Here is a 15875-nt window from a genome sequence, read left to right on the forward strand (position 1 = left end):
CTGCTCGATGCCGACCCCTTCGTGCTGCTCCTGCTGCGTGGCCGGGGCGAACGGGAGCTGCTCGACGCGCTGTCCCGGCTGAGTGCCACCCCGCTACGGTGCGGACTGGAAATGGTGGATCTCGGACGGCTCGAACAAATGGTTTCACCTCGTCATCCAAGCCAAGAAGCTTCAAACACCCAAAGCGCACGCGGCCGGGAAATACAAGATCAAACACACCGTTCGATCCACTGGCATGCAGCAGATCGACCTACTCGACCTCTACGCCCGAAAGAGCGGAGCGCATAGCCTCTATGCGCTCTACAACCTCGCCGCTCGCGGCGTCCGGTACAGCGACCACACATGCTGCCTCGGCCCCTCCGGCGACCGAATCACTGCTGTCAGCGCAGATGTATTTCTCAAGCGGTTCCCACGTACCAAGGGTCTAGTCGATGATGTCTCCCTAGCCGCGATCCGCGAATACGCAATTCCCTGGTCATGTTTGGCAGACGGTCGGGTCCCCACAGACCCCCGGCCCCCAAAGACCCTTGGGACGGAGGGCCTAACCCGTTGACTCCCACACAATTTGCACAGTGGGTGACAACCCGCCTCAACCACGGCGCCCTGAGCGCATTCAACTCGGACAGCGCGGCATATTCGATGCTCGTCAACTCCGCAACACTGAAAACCCTTGCGCACGGCCGCGAGTGGGTTCAGCGAACCTATCGCGGCTACCTCAACGCGTGGACGAGCACAGCGGACGAGATGGCACCCGACGAGCGGAAGGACGCTTGGATGACCAGTTTCCTATCTGAACTCGAATATTCCGACGTATTTTTCGCCCATCAGCCCATCAGGATCTTCGACCGCGCCGACCTCCCTCCCTACGTTTCCGCCGTCCTCAGCAACGAACCGATCCCCGAAGACGTCCGGCACCCCTCCTCCCGATTGGGTGCGGCTCCCAAACACGTCCTCACACTCATCGCACCACCCCCAGACCAGCCGGCCGAGCCTCGCCCAGTGAGTCGCAAAATTCGACCAATACCACCTGTGACCCGTTTCGAGTAACAAACCACCAGCCCGCCTTCGAACACCGCTACCGCGGCAGGTGAAGTTCGCGCATCCGCGCCGGGTGCATGTACGGCGGACGAACACCAGCCAACCCGAACCCCGAGGTGACCGGCATGTCTCGCGAGGCCGCCACACATGCGGCCGGTGTCGTGCGTCCCAGCGTCCCGTCGGCGTGCTCATGCGAGAACTCCCACGGATCCTCGCCTGCGCGGTTCTCGAACTCCCACCGCAGAACACGCCCCTCCCCGTGCGCACGCTTCTTCCCGATCACATCGAGACCGGACAATATCGCCGCGACAGCCGTCAGATCACCCACACCGCGCCAGGTGACAGTTCGCGAGTTGGTGATCATCAACGGCATGTACCTCGCCCGGTAGCGGCCCTGCCGATCCGAGATCACTGCCGGCACGCTCGACGCGAGTTCCTCGAGCCCTCGGTGATCAGTTCTGCTCGCCCAGTACCGCACCACCGGATCCCCGGCCGGGTCTTCGGGGAACGAACACGTCGCGCACCAATGCCAGTCCGCACCCGCCAGAGTGCAGCGCGCGAGCGGCAATTCGAGATCCGGCGGGGTCGCCTCCGGTGAGAGCGCCGGCACGTATTCGCCGCGGTCGAGGGCGCCTGCTTTGTGGTCGGCCCACAGTTCCGCGGCGAGGATGCCGTCCAAGGCGATCCCCCAGGGGCTTGCATGTGCCAACCCGGACGAGAGATGGGCCCTGACCAGGAAGGGAGCGAAAGCGGTGTCTGCGTTCATGTCAGCCACCCCAATGCCTCGATCACGTCTTCTCGTAGCGGTTCCAGTTCCGCTCGCCAGTCCGCGACCTGCGGGCCGGGGCCCGTCAAGACGGTCCACGAGACCCGCCCGGGCCGGCTCGGCCCCGAGCGGGGGCTGACCACCTGCGAGCGCCTGCTGGACGAGTACGGCTACGAGCCCGTGCGGGAGACCCCGACCCGGATCCGGCTGCGCAACTGCCCCTTCCATCCGCTGGCCGCCAAGGCGCCGGATCTGGTGTGCGGCATGAACCAGGCGTTCCTCAGCGGCTACCTGGAGGGCCTCGAGGTCAACGGAGTCGGCGCGGTGCCGGCGCCGGAACCCGGGGAGTGCTGCGTCCGGCTCGGCTCCGGGGACGACGAGTCCGCGGTGGAGACGCCCCCGGGCCACTGAGGATCACGGGGAGCTCACCGCCGTCCGCTCGCCAGCGGCAGCGTGAGAGAGCCACCGGACGGTCACCTGCGGTTGCCGCAGTCCATGCGCCGGGTTACCACGTGATTACCGCGTGTCATGCGTGACCGCAGCGAACCCAGGGAGAAATCACATGGCAGTGGAGATCAAGCCTCTGGTGAAACCCTCCAGGCTCAGACGTCGCGCAGGCCTGGCGGGCGAGTGCCTGGCTGAGTTCCTCGGGACGTTCGTCCTCATCTCCTTCGGGTGCGGCGTGGTGGCGATGACGGTGGCGGCCCTGCCCGGCTCGGGCCGTACGGAGGGGCCCACCACCTTCTTCCTCGGCGCCGGGGACTGGCTCCTGATCACCTGGGGCTGGTGCATGGCCGTGATCCTAGGCATCTACGTGGCCGGCGGCGTCAGCGGAGCGCACATCAACCCGGCGGTCACCCTGGCCTTCGCCGTCCGCCGCAAGTTCCCCTGGGTCAAGGTCGTGCCCTACTGGGTGTCCCAGGTGCTCGGCGCCCTGGCGGGGGCGGCCCTGGTCTACGCCGTGTACCACGACGCCATCAACGCCTTCGACGACGCCTTCGAGGGGCCGAAGACGGCGGACGGGAAGACCCTCGCCTCGTTCTCGATCTTCGCGACGTTCCCGGCGCCGTACTTCAACGGTGGCGTCTGGGGTCCGCTGCTCGACCAGATCGTCGGCACCGCCTTCCTGGTCATGCTGGTCGTGGCGATCATCGACCTGCGCAACACGGCCGTGAAGGCGAATCTCGGCCCGCTGGTGATCGGCTTCGTCGTGGCGGCCATCGGCATGTCCTTCGGGGCGAACGCGGGGTACGCCATCAACCCGGCCCGCGACTTCGGCCCTCGCCTGTTCACCTGGATGGCTGGATGGGACGGACTGGCCTTTCCCGGCAGCCTGGCCGGGGCGTTCAGCGACTATTGGTGGATTCCGATCGTCGGGCCGCTCGTCGGCGGTGTGATCGGCGTGCTGGTGTACGACCTGTTCATCGGCGACGTACTGCACGCCCGCGCGCAGCAGGGCGAGGAACCGGAGCCCGGGCGGACGCGCCCCACCACGTCCGAGGAGGAGTGAGCGCGCCTCGGCCGCGGCCGGGACTGCGGCCGATGCTAGATTCCTCTGGGCGGCCGCCCGTGAGAGGCGCGGATCGCCTGCCGTGCAGGTGAACCGGCCCAGGGCAGGCCCGTATCGGATGGTGGCACGATCCATGACTGACCCGGAGGAGCTCCCCGGCGCGGCCGGCACTCCCCTTCCGCGGATCCTCGGCAACACCGGGTCGCTCGCCGCGGCCGAACCGGAGGCGACCGGCGCCCTGTGGCGGCTGGCCGAACCCGGCCGGCAACTGGACGCCAACCTCGTCCGTGTCCCGCCCCGGGGGTCCATCGACGCCCACGCCGAACCCGACCTCGACGTCCTGCTGCTCGTCGTCTCGGGAGACGGCACGCTCGGCTCCGCGGCCGGGCCGCACCCGGTCGAGCCGGGCAGCCTCGTCTGGCTGCCGCACGGCAGCGTGCGCAGCGTGACCGCGGGCGCGGGCGGCCTGTCGTACGTGACGGTCCACCGCCGCCGCCCGGGCATGCAGATCAAGGGCCGGTCGCGGACGTGACCGCGGGATCGGGCAGAGGGCTCCCGGCCGGGTGACCAGCCGAGTCGTCCGCTGTCTCCTTCCGGTCCGTCAACCAGCCGACCCGTATCTGCGGCACTACGACCACCTCACGTCATGTCCGGCCCGCGCAGCAGGAGTTGGGTCACGGCCATGCCCGCCACGATGACAGCCGCCCGGAACGGCCACCGGCTGCGGTCGTCGAAGGGCAGGGCCGTGCCCGCGACGGACACGGCGACGGCCGCCCCCGCCAGTACCCAGCCCGGGCGCCCCACGCCTCCGGGCGGACCGGTGACGAGCACGCAGAGGGCGGCGAGCATCAGGGACGGGGCCAGCCATCGGCAGCCTCTGCGGCCCAGCCTCTGCGGCAGGCCGCGCACCCCGGTCGCGAGATCGTCCTGGATGTCCGGAAGCACATTGACCAGGTGCGCCCCCACGCCCAGCAGGGCCCCGGCCACCATCGCCCACCAGGCGGGCCAGGACGGCGAGGGCAGGCCGAGGGTGACGAACGCCGGCAGCGAGCCGAAGGCGACGGCGTAGGGCAGCGGGGAGAGCGGCGTGTGCTTGAACAGCAGGTTGTAGCTCCAGGCAGTGGCGACCATGGCGAGGTGCGCCGCGCCCGCGACAGCACCGCTCAGCAGGGACAGTGGCACGCACAGGACCAGGGCCGCCCCGGCTGCGACGGCCGCGGCCCGGAGCGGGAGTTCGCCGGTCGCCACCGGCTTGTCGCTGCGCCCGCAGGCCGCGTCGCGCCGGGCGTCGGCCGCGTCGTTGCACCAGCCCACCGAGAGCTGGCCCACCAGCACGGCAGCCGCCACCGCGGCCGAACCGGCCGCGCCCCGGCCGGCCGCGACGGCCAGCACCGTCGCGAACACCGACACGGCGAGCGCCGGTTCCAGGTGGCAGGAGCGCAACAGCGCCGGGACGCGGCGTGTCGCTCGGGGAAGGACTGGTGAGGGGTGTAGAGACACACAGGCAAGATAAATGGGCAAATGGGGCGAGAGAGGCACTATCGATATGCGTGTCCCTGTGACGGCCGAAAACCTCCCCGCCTCACCCGGCACGGTGCGCGAGAAGGCCCGGCCCCCTGTGGGGACCACGATCACGGCGGTCCGCACCGCGCTGCCCGCGCACCGTTACGCCCAGGACGACCTCACCGAACCGATCGGCGATCTGTGCCTGGCTCCCGGAGCCGACCGCGCCCTGCTGCGCCGCCTGCACGCGTCCGCCGGAGTCCGCGCCCGGCACCTCGCGCTGCCGATCGCACGGTATGCAGCCCTGCGCGACTTCGGGCAGGCCAACGACGCCTGGATGGCGGCCGGTCTCGAGCTGGGCGAAGAGGCCCTCACCGGCGCGCTGAAGGAAGCGGGACTCGAACCGGCCGATGTCGACCTCCTGGTGTGCACCTCCGTCACCGGCATCGCCGCACCCTCGCTCGATGCCCGGCTGGCCGGACGGGTGGGCCTGCGACCCGACGTCAAGAGGGTGCCCGTGTTCGGACTGGGATGCGTGGCGGGCGCGGCCGGTCTGGCCCGGCTGCACGACTACCTGCGTGGGCATCCCGGTGGCACGGCCGTGCTGCTCACCGTCGAACTGTGCTCGCTGACCCTTCAGCGCCGGGACGACTCCCAGGCCAATCTCGTGGCCGGCGCCCTGTTCGGGGACGGCGCCGCCGCACTCGTCGCCCGCGCCGGCGCATCCGCCGGGCCGGACGCCACCGGCCCCACGGTGGTCGCCACGCGCAGTCGGCTGTATCCGGACACCGAGCAGCTCCTCGGCTGGAGCATCGGCACGACCGGGTTCCGCGTCGTGATCGGTGCCGGCATCCCGGGCATCGTACGGAGCCACTTGGGCCGGCATCTGCGCGGTTTCCTGGCCGACCACGGCCTCACCGTCGAGGACATCGGCACCTGGGTGTGCCATCCGGGAGGGCCCAAGGTGCTCTCCGCCGTCGCCGACACCCTCGATCTGCCGGACAACGCCCTGGCATCCGCGTGGAACTCGCTGGCGGCCGTGGGGAACATGTCCTCCGTCTCCGTCCTGCACATCCTGCAGACCATCCGGGAATCCGCCCGGCCCGAGCCCGGCAGCTGGGGCCTGCTCATGGCGATGGGCCCGGGGTTCTGCTCCGAACTCGTCCTGCTGCGCTGGTGACCTCATGACGTGGTACGTCCTTCTCCTGGTGGCCATCGGCGCCGAACGCCTCGCCGAACTGGTCGTGGCCCGGCGCAACGCGTCCTGGACCCTGGCCCGCGCCGGTGTCGAGCACGGCCGCGGCCACTACCCGGCCATGGTCACCCTGCACACCGGCCTGCTTCTGTGCTGCCTCCTTGAACCCGCTCTGGCCGACCGGCCTTTCGTGCCCGCGCTCGGCTGGCCGATGCTCGTCCTCGTGGTGATGGCCCAGGCGTTGCGCTGGTGGTGCGTCATGACGCTCGGGCCGTACTGGAACACCCGGGTCATCGTCGTCCCCGGGGCGCGTCTGGTCGGCACCGGGCCCTACCGGTTCCTGCGCCACCCCAACTACGTGGCCGTCGTCGTGGAGATCGCCGCCCTGCCGCTGGTGCACGGCGCGTGGCTGAGCGCGCTGGTGTTCACCGTGGCCAACGCGTGGCTGCTGACCGTCCGCATCCGCTGCGAGAACGCCGCCCTCACCCGGGCCGTGCCCGCATGAGCGCCACCCTCGACATGGTGATCGCCGGAGGCGGGCCCGCGGGCCTGGCGACCGCTCTGCACGCCGCCCGCGCCGGCTTCGACGTCGTCGTCGCGGAGCCCCGCCCCGCGCCGGTCGACAAGGCCTGCGGCGAGGGCCTGATGCCGGGCGCCGTGCGAGCACTGGGCGCCCTCGGTCTGGAGGTTCCCGGCCTGCCGATCACCGGCATCCGCTACGTCCAGGGACACCGTCGGGTCCAGGCGGACTTCCGGCGGGGTCCGGGCCTCGGCACGCGCCGTACCGGCCTGCACCACGCCCTGCACCGGGCCGTCACCGATGCCGGGGTGCCCGTACTGCCCCTGCGCGTCGACGCCGTACGGCAGGACGCCACGGGCGTGACGGTGCCGGGCACGGGTCTGCGCGCCCGGTGGCTCGTGGCCGCCGACGGGCTGCACTCACCGGTGCGCCGGTCGCTCGGCCTGGAGGTGAGGACCCGTGGCGAACCCAGGTACGGACTGCGCCGGCACTACGCGGTGCCGCCGTGGGCGTCCTACGTCGAGGTGCACTGGGGGCCGCACGGGGAGGCGTACGTCACCCCGTTGAGCCCCTCACTGGTCGGCGTGGCGCTCCTGACGTCCCGGCGGGGCTCCTTCGACACCCAGCTGGCGGCCTTTCCCGAGTTGGCCGCGCGCCTGCCCCCGACGGCGGCCGTGACCGCGGTGCGGGGCGCCGGGCCGCTGCGCCAGCGGGCGCGCACCCGCTTGCACGGCCGGGTGCTGCTCGTCGGTGACGCCGCCGGGTACATCGACGCCCTCACCGGCGAAGGCATCTCCCTGGCCCTCACGGGCGCGCAGGCCCTGGTGACGAACGTGCGCCGCGGGACGCCGGACCGCTACGAGGCCGACTGGAACCGTGCGACCCGCCGGCACCGGCTGCTGACCGACCTCCTGGTGAGGGTCCGCCAGCGGCCCGCGCTCGCGCCGCTCATCATGCCCACCGCGGCGCGCCTGCCACGGGTCTTCACGGCAGCGGTGAACGCACTGGCGTAGCGCTTGCCGCCTTCACCGCCGACGCCGACGGCGGCCACCCATGGCCTCGGGGCGCGAGGTCCTGGTGTACTGCCAGATCCGGGGGCGATCGGTCGGCGGCGACCCGTACTGGCAGTTGGTCCAGCCGCGGGGCTGGACCAACTGCGGAGGCAGGGCAGCCACCACGTCGAGAACAGCACCAACTGGATCGACGGGGTACCCGCACGGCTGTGTGATCCAGGACGTGTCTCGTCGCGGGGCGCGAATCCAGCGGAAGGAGGCAGTCGCATGCGAGGAACGGTGCGCCGGATCCTGGTGACCGGGTCCGCGGAGGGCCTGGGGCGGGCCACGGCAGAGGCGTTGCTGGCCGCAGGGCACGACGTGGTGGTGCACGCCCGTAATCCGGAACGGGCGAAGGAACTGGACGAGCTGGCCGGCCGTGGGGCGCACGTCGTCGTGGGCGACTTCGCCGAGCGTGACGCCGTGCGGCGGGTCGCCGACGAGCTGAACGCCTCGCCGCCGCTCGACGCCGTCGTCCACAACGCCGGGGTGTGGAGCGGACCCGCGGTCATGCCGGTCAACATCGTCGCGCCCTATCTGCTGACCGCCCTGCTGCGCGGCCCGCGCCGACTGGTGTACCTGAGCAGCAGCTCGCATCTCGGCGGGCGCCCGTCGGCACTGGAGGGGGCCGACTGGCGGGGCGAGAGCGCGGGGTCGTACGCCGACAGCAAGCTGTTCGTGACGGCGCTGGCGGCCGCGGTGGCCCGGCTGCGCCCCGGAGCGCCGAGCAACGCCGTGGATCCCGGCTGGGTGCCGACGAGGATGGGTGGGCCGAGCGCGCCGGACGACCTCGAGCTCGGTCACCAGACGCAGGAGTGGCTGGCGTCGAGCGACGACCCGGAGGCCCTGACCACCGGCGGGTACTGGTACCACGGCCGGCGGTTGCAGCCGCACGACGCCGTCCGCGACGAGGCGTTCCAGGACCGTCTCGTGCGCGCCTTGGCCGAGGAGACGGGTACCGCGCTCTGAGTGCGGGCCACCCTCGACCGGGCCTGCGCCGAGCATGTCCGTTTGCGCGCGCCCGCTGACGGGACGGCCGGGCAGCCGAAGCGGCAGCGGACGGGGCTTCCACAGCCGGGTGTGGGTCAGCGGAGCCGGGTCGTCAGGCGGTACGTGCTGGACGGCAGCCGGTAGGAGGCCACGCCCTCCGCGTGTCCGGTGAAGCGGATGCCGTCCACCCGGGTCAGCGGGGTCCGGCCCTCGTGGACGGCGTCCGCGGAGAGGGCCGGCAGGCGCAGGGTGGCCTCGCTGTTCGCGGGCACGACCGCCTCGTACGACAGCCCGGCACCGCCGTCCGTCACCTGCCACTCGATCCTGATCTCGCCGTACGGTGAGACGTGGGACCCCGCTACGTGCGTGATCCTCACGGTGGGATCGAGGTGCAGCGGCAAGCCGTCGGTGCAGGTCGAACTGTCCCCACGCTGGTGGAGCGGCGTATCACGGCCCGGCCCGGGGCGTAGCCGGGCAGCGCCTCACATGGGCGGGGCCGGACGGGGCACCCGTGTGTGCGTTCACCAGCGACGGGAGCCGTATCCCACGGCGTGCACCGTTCGCTCGGTGCCGACTGTGCGAGCCGGACGGGGAGTCGAAGTGATGAGCGCCGAAGACGGGGACAAGCTGCTGGACGGGCTGACCGTGGACACCAGCCGACGGGAGCAGCCGATCGTGCTGGACGGTGACGGGCGCCCCATCCGGACCTGGCGGGAGAACTATCCGTACGACCGGAAAGTGAGCCGCAAGGAGTACGAGCGGACCAAGCGCATCCTGCAGATAGAGCTGCTCAAGCTCCAGCGCTGGGTCAAGGACACCGGCGCACGCCTGGTCGTCGTGTGCGAGGGCCGGGACGCTGCGGGCAAGGGCGGCACGATCCAGCGGCTCATCGAGCGGCTCAACCCGCGCGGCGCACGCGTCGTCGCCCTGGACAAGCCCACCGAACGCGAGACGGGCCAGTGGTACTTCCAGCGGTACATCGCGCACCTGCCGACGGCCGGGGAGATCGTCTTCCTCGACCGCTCCTGGTACAACCGGGCCGGCGTGGAGCGCGTGATGGGCTACTGCTCCAAGGACGAGTACCAGTTGTTCCTCGACCAGTGCCCGGCCTTCGAGCGGATGCTGGTGGACGACGGGATCCTGCTGGTGAAGTTCTGGTTCTCGGTGTCCCGCTCCGAGCAGCGCACGCGCTTCGCGATCCGGCAGGTGGATCCGGTGCGCCAGTGGAAGCTCTCCCCCACCGACCTGGCCTCGCTGGACCTCTGGGACGACTACACCGAGGCGAAGGTGGACATGTTCCGCGCCACGGACACCGCGCACGCCCCCTGGACCGTCGTCAAGAGCAACGACAAGCGGCGCGCCCGGCTGGAGACCATGCGCAGTCTGCTGTCGCGCGTCGACTACGCGAGCAAGGACCGCGAGGTGGTGGGGACACCCGATCCCCTCATCGTGGGCGCCGCCGACACTCTGCTGGAGCCGGGTGAGGAGGACACCACGCTGTCGCCCACTCCGCTGTCCCCGGGCGCCGAGGGGCCCGGCAAGCACCCCGAGACCGGCTGACGCATTCGGGCCCCTCCCTCCCGTTCACGGAGGTGAGGGGCCCTTGTCCGCCTCATGACCGGGCGGACGCGCGCGTTTCCGTGCGGTGGTCGTAGTACGCCCAGACGGTCACGGCCACCACGGCGGTGAGCCCGACCGCCAGGACGCGCACGGCGCCATTCGTCAGGTAGGCGACCAGTCCCGTGAGCCCCGCTCCGCACAGCATGATAACGCGGCTGACGAAGCGGTTCTCGGGCGGCTGGGGGTCCTCCCGGTCCTTGAGGTCGTGCAGGGCGTCATGAGCCGGACGGGCGGAACCGCGCCGGGCGCGGGCGCGGTACTGCAGCGCGTAGCTGATCAGCGCGTACAGCGCGAGGGCGGCCAGGACCCAGAGCCAGACGTAGGGGTCGTCGCTCGACCCTCGTGCCAGGTACACGACACTTCTCCTTCAGCAGCGGGCCTCTTCGGTGAGCGGAACTCAACTTGCGCCGCCGCCCTCGGGGTCGGCGGGACGGAAGCACGCGGTCACCGTCTTGCCGTGCCGCTGGCACCTCATCGCCCACTCGTCGGCGAGCTTGCGCACGATCGCCACTCCGCGGCCGGAAGCCTCGCCCGGCTCCGGTTCGCGCTGGCGCGGCAGCGTCGGGTCCTCGTCGTGGACGCTCACATGAAGGCAGTCGCCGTCCCACGTGAGGACCAGGTGCGCGTCGCTGTGCGCGTGGATGTGCGCGTTGGTGATCAGCTCGGACACCGCCAGCACCACCGCGTCCACCGTGTCCGGCTCGGCAGCGGCCCAGGGCAGAGCCTTGAGGCGCTCGCGCGTCCACTCCCTCCCCGCACGCACTCCTTCGGACATTCGGAACGAGTGCGCCCACCCCATCGCCTTTACCGCCACTGCCCCCGGTCCCCTCTCCTCCGTCCGTGCACCGGCTGGTGCAGGAACCGGGTACCCGCTCCCCGCCCTGCCAGGCATCGGAACGCGTCAGCCGGGCATCGGCTCGGCGAAGTGCCGGAAGCCCTCGCGCTCCTGGTGGAGGGAGTACAGGCGGGCCGCGAGCGCGTCGGGGCTGCTGTGCCCGGCGTCGGGGTGGATGGCGCCGGGGACGATCAGCTGGGCGGCGTGGATGTTCTCCGGTGCCAGGGCCTGGTGGAGCATGGCCGCGTAGGCGCTCTCGGCGGCGAAGGCGATGGAGGTGCCCGCGCGGTCGGGGTGCGGGCGTACCGCGCTGCCGCCGTTGACGAACAACAGGGTGCCGCGGCCCAGTCGACGCATCCCGGGCAGGACCGCGTTGACGCCGGCGAGAGCGCCCTTGAGAGAGAAGGCCAGCGGGTCGTCCAGGTCGTCGGCGCCGGTGTCGAGGACCGGCTTCATGAAGTCCGCGCGCGGGGCGGGGCTGTACTGCAGGATCTCGACGGTGCCGAGGGACGCGGCCGCCGCCTCCATGGCCATTGTGAGGGCGGCGGCGTCGAGGACGTCGGCGGTGAAGCCGCGCGCGGTGACGCCGTCCTGCCGCAGCTCGTCGCACAGCCGGTCCAGGTGCTCGCCGCTGCGGGAGAGCAGGGCGACGCTGTGGCCGGCGGCGCCGAAGCGGCGGGCCGTGGCCAGTCCCAGGCCGCGTCCGGCACCGATGAGGGCGAAAGTGGTCATGTTCAGCTCCATGAGGTTGCGGATGCGGGACGCCCGGACGCAGGGGCCGGGTGTCCCGTGGAGGGCCAGGCGCCCCGCCGCGGGGCCGGGCGTTCTGCGGGGAGTGTCCCCGCGGAGGGCCGGGGGTCCCGCCGAGGGGTCGGTCGGAGGGTGAGCGTGGCGGGGTGGTTCGCATGGTGGTTTCGCGAAGTCGGTCTCAGGCGTTCGCGGGGGCCGAGCGCCGGACGACCCCGCCGACGGGCTGTCCGGACCGGCGACGCTGGACGACCGCGAGGGTGATCGTGGGGATCAGCGACGAGTTCCGTACCCGCTGGGCGGCGCACAACGTTCGGATCCACCACGGCGGCGTCAAACGCTTCCACCACCCCGACGCGGGCTTCCTGGAACTGACCTACCAGCCGCTGGACCTGCCGGTGCCGGCCCACGAGGCCCACTCCATGACCTTCTACACGGCCGAGCCGGGCACCGCGTACGAGGACCGGCTGAAGCTCCGCGCCAGTTGGGCCGCGAGCGGGCCGGAGGCGGTGCGTCCCGTCGACGGGGTGGGCGCTGAGCGGCGCTCCACGTCGCGGGGGCGAGCAGGACCCGCCCCGATGCGGATGGTGGGCGGGCCCTGCTCGTGCGCACCATTGTCAGGACCGTGCGAGGGACGGACCACGCGTGAGATCACCCGATGTGCGCGCGGCGCGCACACCCCGCGTGTACGGCGCACATCCCGCACACCCGGCACCACCCCAGGGCGCCCGCTCGGCCGGGCGCACGCCGTCCGGCGCCACCCCACGCCGTCCGGCGCCGCATCGCGCCGCCCGGTCGTCACACGCCGCTCCCCCCGCGTCACATGGCACGGCCCGGCGCGGGTAGGCGGTGCGCATGACCCACGGCGAGACGGAGGACCGTAGACCCGTACGTCACCGGCGCCCGGAGCCCCGTGCGACCCCGGGTAGCACCCGTCCGCCTGCGGCGACGATACTGGCAGGCGCACCCACCCCCGCTCACAGTTGGACCCATGCAGACCTCCCTCACCGTCCGCCCCATGACTCCCGACACGGTGTGGCTGGCGCGCGGCCGCCACACCCCGGGCTCCGCGGAAGACGTTCTCCGGCGCTCGCTCCAGCAGCGCAAGGACAGCCAGGCCATCGACGACTTCCTGGAGTTGCCCGACGACGAAACCGCCCCGGCGGAGCGGGTCTTCGAGGCTCGCTGGCGGGTCGGTGACGACGTGACGGTACGGGCCCGGCTGAGCGTGCGGCCCGAAGGGGACGACGGAGCCGGGCAGGAGTGGATGCTGGTCGCGGAGGCCGAGCAGCCGTGGAACGACGCATGGCCCTCGCCCGCCGGCCTGTTCTGGCCAGCGGAGCCCGACACCGCCTGGATCCAGGACACCGCCACCCGTCTGGCCCTGGGCGAGATCAACGTTCTCCCGCAGGACGACAAGGAGATCCGTCGCCTGCTGCGGAACGCCGTGCGCGGCGGATGGCACATTCACGTGGTCGTCCACGAGGCGATGACCACCGATGACCGGGGGCGTGCGCCGGTGGCGCGGTGGCTGCCGCCGGGTCTGCGCCACCGGGTGGTGGAGCATCACGCCGCCCCGCAGCAGCTGCGCGGCCTGAACTGGGCCCTGCGGGACACCGGCGTCGAGGTGCCGCGCGGTGGAGCGGTGGTCCTGCCGGGCGTCCCGGCGCCGGAGAACTACCAGGCCCGGGACTTCTCGGTCCGCGCGGTCTTCCTCGACGGCTCCGAGCCGGCCGACCTCGTCGACGCGGTGACGCGGTTCGCCGCACTCCACAGGCCCCTGCCCGACGGCGCCGAGGACGCCCTCACCGCGCTGCGGGAGGACTGGCACCTGCTGACGCTCCAGGAGGAGCTGGACCGCCAGCGAGGCCTGGTGGCCATGTACGCCGAGGCGCTGGAGGCCATGACGAAGTCCCGTGACCTGTACCGGGAGGCGGCCGAGAGCGCCCACGAGGCCCTGGCCGCCTACCAGGAGTCCGCTGCGAGTGCTCCCGCCGGACCCCGTCCGTCCGGTCCGCCCGCCGCGTCCCCGCTCCAGCAGCTCACACGGACGTTCGAACGCTTCAAGGTCAAGCGCCCGGCACCCCCGGTCGCGGACGGCAAGAGCCACGGCACGGACGACGAAGAGAGCGGCGAAAAGAGCACCGCGGCTCAGCGGGTGACGTAGGCGGTAACACGCTCCTCGCACGGCGCACGTGTCGGTCGCCGCCTCCTGGATACGCGGTCCGTACGGCATCACGGCCCGCCCGGGAAGGTCCTCCACGACATGGGCAATGACCAGCACCACTCGCGGACCGCACTCCGCGTCAACGGCAAACCCCACACCCTCACCGTCGACCACCGGCGGGTACTGCTGGACCTCCTGCGCGAGGATCTCGGGCTCACAGGCGCCAAGAAGGGCTGCGACCACGGCCAATGCGGCGCCTGCACGGTCCTGGTGGACGGACGGCGTGTCAACAGCTGTCTGCTGTTCGCGGTCGCCCTGGACGGCTGCGAGGTCACCACCGTCGAGGGTCTGTCCGGCGACGGGGAGGACCCGCATCCGCTCCAGCGGGCCTTCCTGGAGCGCGACGCCTTCCAGTGCGGCTACTGCACCCCGGGCCAGATCTGCTCCGCGGCCGGTGCGCTCGCCGAGGCGGCGGCCGGTCACCCCTCGCACGTCACCGACCCGGCGGCGCCCTCGGGCGAGCCGGTCCCGCTGGACCGGGAGGAGATCCGGGAGCGGCTGAGCGGCAACCTGTGCCGGTGCGGTGCGTATCCGCGGATCGCCGAGGCCGTCGAGGACGTGATCCCGTGAAGGAGTTCGCCTACGTCCGTGCCGGCAGCGTCGAGGAGGCGACCTCCGCCTACGCCTCGCACGCCGGCGCCCGATACCTCGGCGGCGGCACCAACCTGGTCGACCTGATGAAGCTCGGCGTCGAGGCGCCCGCCGCACTCATCGACGTCACCCGGCTGCCCCTGGACGCGGTCGAGGAACTGCCCGACGGAGCCCTGCGCGTCGGGGCGACGGTCCGCAACAGCGACCTCGCCGCCCACCCCCTGGTCCGCGACCGGTACCCGGCGTTGTCCCAAGCGGTGCTCGCGGGTGCCTCAGGGCAGTTGCGCAACGCGGCGACGACCGGCGGGAACCTCCTCCAGCGCACCCGGTGCCCGTACTTCCAGGACTTGTCGAAGCCGTGCAACAAGCGGGAGCCGGGCAGCGGCTGCGGCGCGCGGGACGGTGTCCACCGTGATCACGCGGTGCTCGGCCACTCCGCGCACTGCATCGCCACCCATCCGTCGGACATGGCGGTGGCGCTCGCCGCTCTCGACGGGCGTGTCGAGCTGGACGGGCCCGAAGGGCCCCGGAGTGTTCCGGCGGCCGACTTCCACCGGCTGCCCGGGGACCGGCCCGAGCAGGACACCGAGATCCGCCCGGGCGAGCTCGTCACCGGCGTGGTGCTGCCGGCCGCCGCGGCCGGGCTGCCGTCGGCGTACCGCAAGGCCCGTGACCGGGCCTCGTACGCCTTCGCCCTCGCCTCCGTCGCGGTCGTGCTGCGGCTTGACGACGGGGTCATCGGCCATGCGGGGCTCGCCTTCGGGGCGCTGGCCCACCGGCCCTGGCGGGCCCGGCGGGCGGAGGAGGCACTGCTCGGTGCCGCCCCGACCCGCGCGGCGTTCGAGCACGCCGTCGAAGAGGAGCTGTCCGCCGCGCAGCCACTGCGGGACAACGCCTACAAGGTGCCGCTCGCCCGCAACCTCGCCGTGGACGTCCTGTCGCGGCTCACGGACACCGCGCTCACCGGGAGGGCCTCATGACCGGCGGTGCGGGCGCCCCCGCGCAGCGCCGGGAGGGACGCGAGAAGGTCGGCGGCACCGCCCGCTACGCCGCCGAGTTCCACTCCCCCGGCGGGGCCCAGGCCTGGCCCGTACCGGCGGTGGTGGCCCGGGGCCGGGTGACCGGTGTCGACGCCACAGCGGCGCTGGCCGTGGCCGGTGTCCTCGCCGTCCTCAGCCACGAGAACGCGCCGCGCCTCGCGGAGCCGGACGATCCCACGCTCGCCGTGCTGCAGAACGCCCGGGTTCCGCACCGCGGTTGGTTCGTGGCCCTGGTGGTGGC

The 15875-nt window shown here is 72.1% G+C and carries 20 protein-coding genes and 1 pseudogene; 14 read left to right on the forward strand and 7 right to left on the reverse strand.

What is annotated here, in order from left to right; translation table 11 throughout:
• The first annotated feature begins 82 nt into the window (after positions 1-82).
• Positions 83-553: a DUF6615 family protein gene (locus ABT116_RS29725; protein ID WP_351640233.1), complete on the forward strand. Its 471-nt coding sequence runs from the start codon at positions 83-85 to the stop codon at positions 551-553.
• Positions 554-786: 233 nt separating this feature from the next.
• On the opposite strand, the gene ABT116_RS29730 is transcribed toward ABT116_RS29725, so the two are convergent.
• Complete coding sequence (locus ABT116_RS29730) at positions 787-915, reverse strand: hypothetical protein (RefSeq protein ID WP_351640235.1); 129 nt, start codon at positions 913-915, stop codon at positions 787-789.
• A 160-nt stretch (positions 916-1075) separates the two neighbouring features.
• Positions 1076-1717 carry a hypothetical protein gene (locus ABT116_RS29735; protein ID WP_351640237.1) on the reverse strand — a complete coding sequence of 214 codons (642 nt, stop codon included), beginning with the start codon at positions 1715-1717 and terminating at the stop codon, positions 1076-1078.
• Between the two features lie 42 nt (positions 1718-1759).
• Here ABT116_RS29735 and ABT116_RS29740 point away from each other — a divergent pair, with 42 nt between their 5' ends.
• The 3 genes from ABT116_RS29740 to ABT116_RS29750 all read left to right on the forward strand — a co-directional run bounded on the left by ABT116_RS29740 (position 1760) and on the right by ABT116_RS29750 (position 3846).
• Positions 1760-2215: a helix-turn-helix domain-containing protein gene (locus ABT116_RS29740; RefSeq protein WP_351640238.1), complete on the forward strand. Its 456-nt coding sequence runs from the start codon at positions 1760-1762 to the stop codon at positions 2213-2215.
• A gap of 151 nt (positions 2216-2366) precedes the next feature.
• Positions 2367-3314, forward strand: coding sequence for an MIP/aquaporin family protein (locus ABT116_RS29745; protein ID WP_351640240.1), 948 nt, complete (start codon positions 2367-2369; stop codon positions 3312-3314).
• A gap of 133 nt (positions 3315-3447) precedes the next feature.
• Positions 3448-3846, forward strand: coding sequence for a cupin domain-containing protein (locus ABT116_RS29750; protein WP_351640242.1), 399 nt, complete (start codon positions 3448-3450; stop codon positions 3844-3846).
• A 107-nt stretch (positions 3847-3953) separates the two neighbouring features.
• Here the strand turns inward: ABT116_RS29750 and ABT116_RS29755 are convergent, their stop codons facing one another.
• The gene (locus ABT116_RS29755) at positions 3954-4814 is read right to left on the reverse strand and encodes a UbiA family prenyltransferase (protein WP_351640244.1); all 861 of its coding nucleotides are present in this window, start codon (positions 4812-4814) and stop codon (positions 3954-3956) included.
• Positions 4815-4860: 46 nt separating this feature from the next.
• On the opposite strand from ABT116_RS29755, the gene ABT116_RS29760 reads away from it, so the two are divergent.
• The 4 genes from ABT116_RS29760 (at position 4861) to ABT116_RS29775 (ending at position 8553) form a co-directional block, all read left to right on the forward strand.
• Complete coding sequence (locus ABT116_RS29760; protein WP_351640247.1) at positions 4861-5997, forward strand: type III polyketide synthase; 1137 nt, start codon at positions 4861-4863, stop codon at positions 5995-5997.
• Between the two features lie 4 nt (positions 5998-6001).
• Positions 6002-6517 (forward strand): isoprenylcysteine carboxyl methyltransferase family protein, encoded by a 516-nt coding sequence (locus ABT116_RS29765; protein WP_351640250.1) that lies wholly within the window; start codon positions 6002-6004, stop codon positions 6515-6517.
• Positions 6514-7545 carry an NAD(P)/FAD-dependent oxidoreductase gene (locus ABT116_RS29770; RefSeq protein WP_351640252.1) on the forward strand — a complete coding sequence of 344 codons (1032 nt, stop codon included), beginning with the start codon at positions 6514-6516 and terminating at the stop codon, positions 7543-7545. The genes ABT116_RS29765 and ABT116_RS29770 overlap by 4 nt, the downstream gene beginning before the upstream one ends.
• Before the next feature lie 279 nt (positions 7546-7824).
• Entirely contained in the window at positions 7825-8553 is a 729-nt protein-coding gene (locus tag ABT116_RS29775; RefSeq protein ID WP_351640269.1) for an SDR family NAD(P)-dependent oxidoreductase, read from the forward strand.
• A 116-nt stretch (positions 8554-8669) separates the two neighbouring features.
• On the opposite strand, the gene ABT116_RS29780 is transcribed toward ABT116_RS29775, so the two are convergent.
• Complete coding sequence (locus ABT116_RS29780; RefSeq protein ID WP_351640253.1) at positions 8670-8951, reverse strand: alpha-L-rhamnosidase C-terminal domain-containing protein; 282 nt, start codon at positions 8949-8951, stop codon at positions 8670-8672.
• A 226-nt stretch (positions 8952-9177) separates the two neighbouring features.
• Between ABT116_RS29780 and ppk2 the strand changes: the two genes are divergently transcribed.
• Complete coding sequence (ppk2, locus tag ABT116_RS29785; RefSeq protein ID WP_351640255.1) at positions 9178-10134, forward strand: polyphosphate kinase 2; 957 nt, start codon at positions 9178-9180, stop codon at positions 10132-10134.
• Between the two features lie 52 nt (positions 10135-10186).
• Here the strand turns inward: ppk2 and ABT116_RS29790 are convergent, their stop codons facing one another.
• The 3 genes from ABT116_RS29790 to ABT116_RS29800 all read right to left on the reverse strand — a co-directional run bounded on the left by ABT116_RS29790 (position 10187) and on the right by ABT116_RS29800 (position 11761).
• A complete protein-coding gene (locus tag ABT116_RS29790) occupies positions 10187-10549 on the reverse strand; it encodes a hypothetical protein (protein ID WP_351640258.1) in 363 nt (120 codons plus the stop codon).
• A 42-nt stretch (positions 10550-10591) separates the two neighbouring features.
• Positions 10592-11008, reverse strand: coding sequence for an ATP-binding protein (locus tag ABT116_RS29795; RefSeq protein WP_351640259.1), 417 nt, complete (start codon positions 11006-11008; stop codon positions 10592-10594).
• 87 nt (positions 11009-11095) lie between these two features.
• Positions 11096-11761: an SDR family oxidoreductase gene (locus ABT116_RS29800; protein ID WP_351640260.1), complete on the reverse strand. Its 666-nt coding sequence runs from the start codon at positions 11759-11761 to the stop codon at positions 11096-11098.
• A gap of 281 nt (positions 11762-12042) precedes the next feature.
• On the opposite strand from ABT116_RS29800, the gene ABT116_RS29805 reads away from it, so the two are divergent.
• The 5 genes and pseudogenes from ABT116_RS29805 to ABT116_RS29825 form a co-directional block, all read left to right on the forward strand.
• Positions 12043-12660: an MmyB family transcriptional regulator gene (locus ABT116_RS29805; protein ID WP_351640262.1), complete on the forward strand. Its 618-nt coding sequence runs from the start codon at positions 12043-12045 to the stop codon at positions 12658-12660.
• A 107-nt stretch (positions 12661-12767) separates the two neighbouring features.
• Positions 12768-13943 (forward strand): hypothetical protein, encoded by a 1176-nt coding sequence (locus tag ABT116_RS29810; RefSeq protein ID WP_351640263.1) that lies wholly within the window; start codon positions 12768-12770, stop codon positions 13941-13943.
• Between the two features lie 99 nt (positions 13944-14042).
• Entirely contained in the window at positions 14043-14573 is a 531-nt protein-coding gene (locus tag ABT116_RS29815) for a (2Fe-2S)-binding protein (protein WP_351640265.1), read from the forward strand.
• A complete protein-coding gene (locus ABT116_RS29820) occupies positions 14570-15574 on the forward strand; it encodes an FAD binding domain-containing protein (RefSeq protein WP_351640267.1) in 1005 nt (334 codons plus the stop codon). Before ABT116_RS29815 ends, ABT116_RS29820 begins: the two co-directional genes overlap by 4 nt.
• Positions 15571-15875 (forward strand): annotated as a pseudogene (locus ABT116_RS29825) (xanthine dehydrogenase family protein molybdopterin-binding subunit); the annotation flags it as partial. The gene ABT116_RS29820 and the pseudogene ABT116_RS29825, both read left to right, overlap by 4 nt.

It is taken from the genome of Streptomyces sp. NPDC002130 (genome assembly GCF_040296465.1).
Lineage (GTDB): Bacteria > Actinomycetota > Actinomycetes > Streptomycetales > Streptomycetaceae > Streptomyces.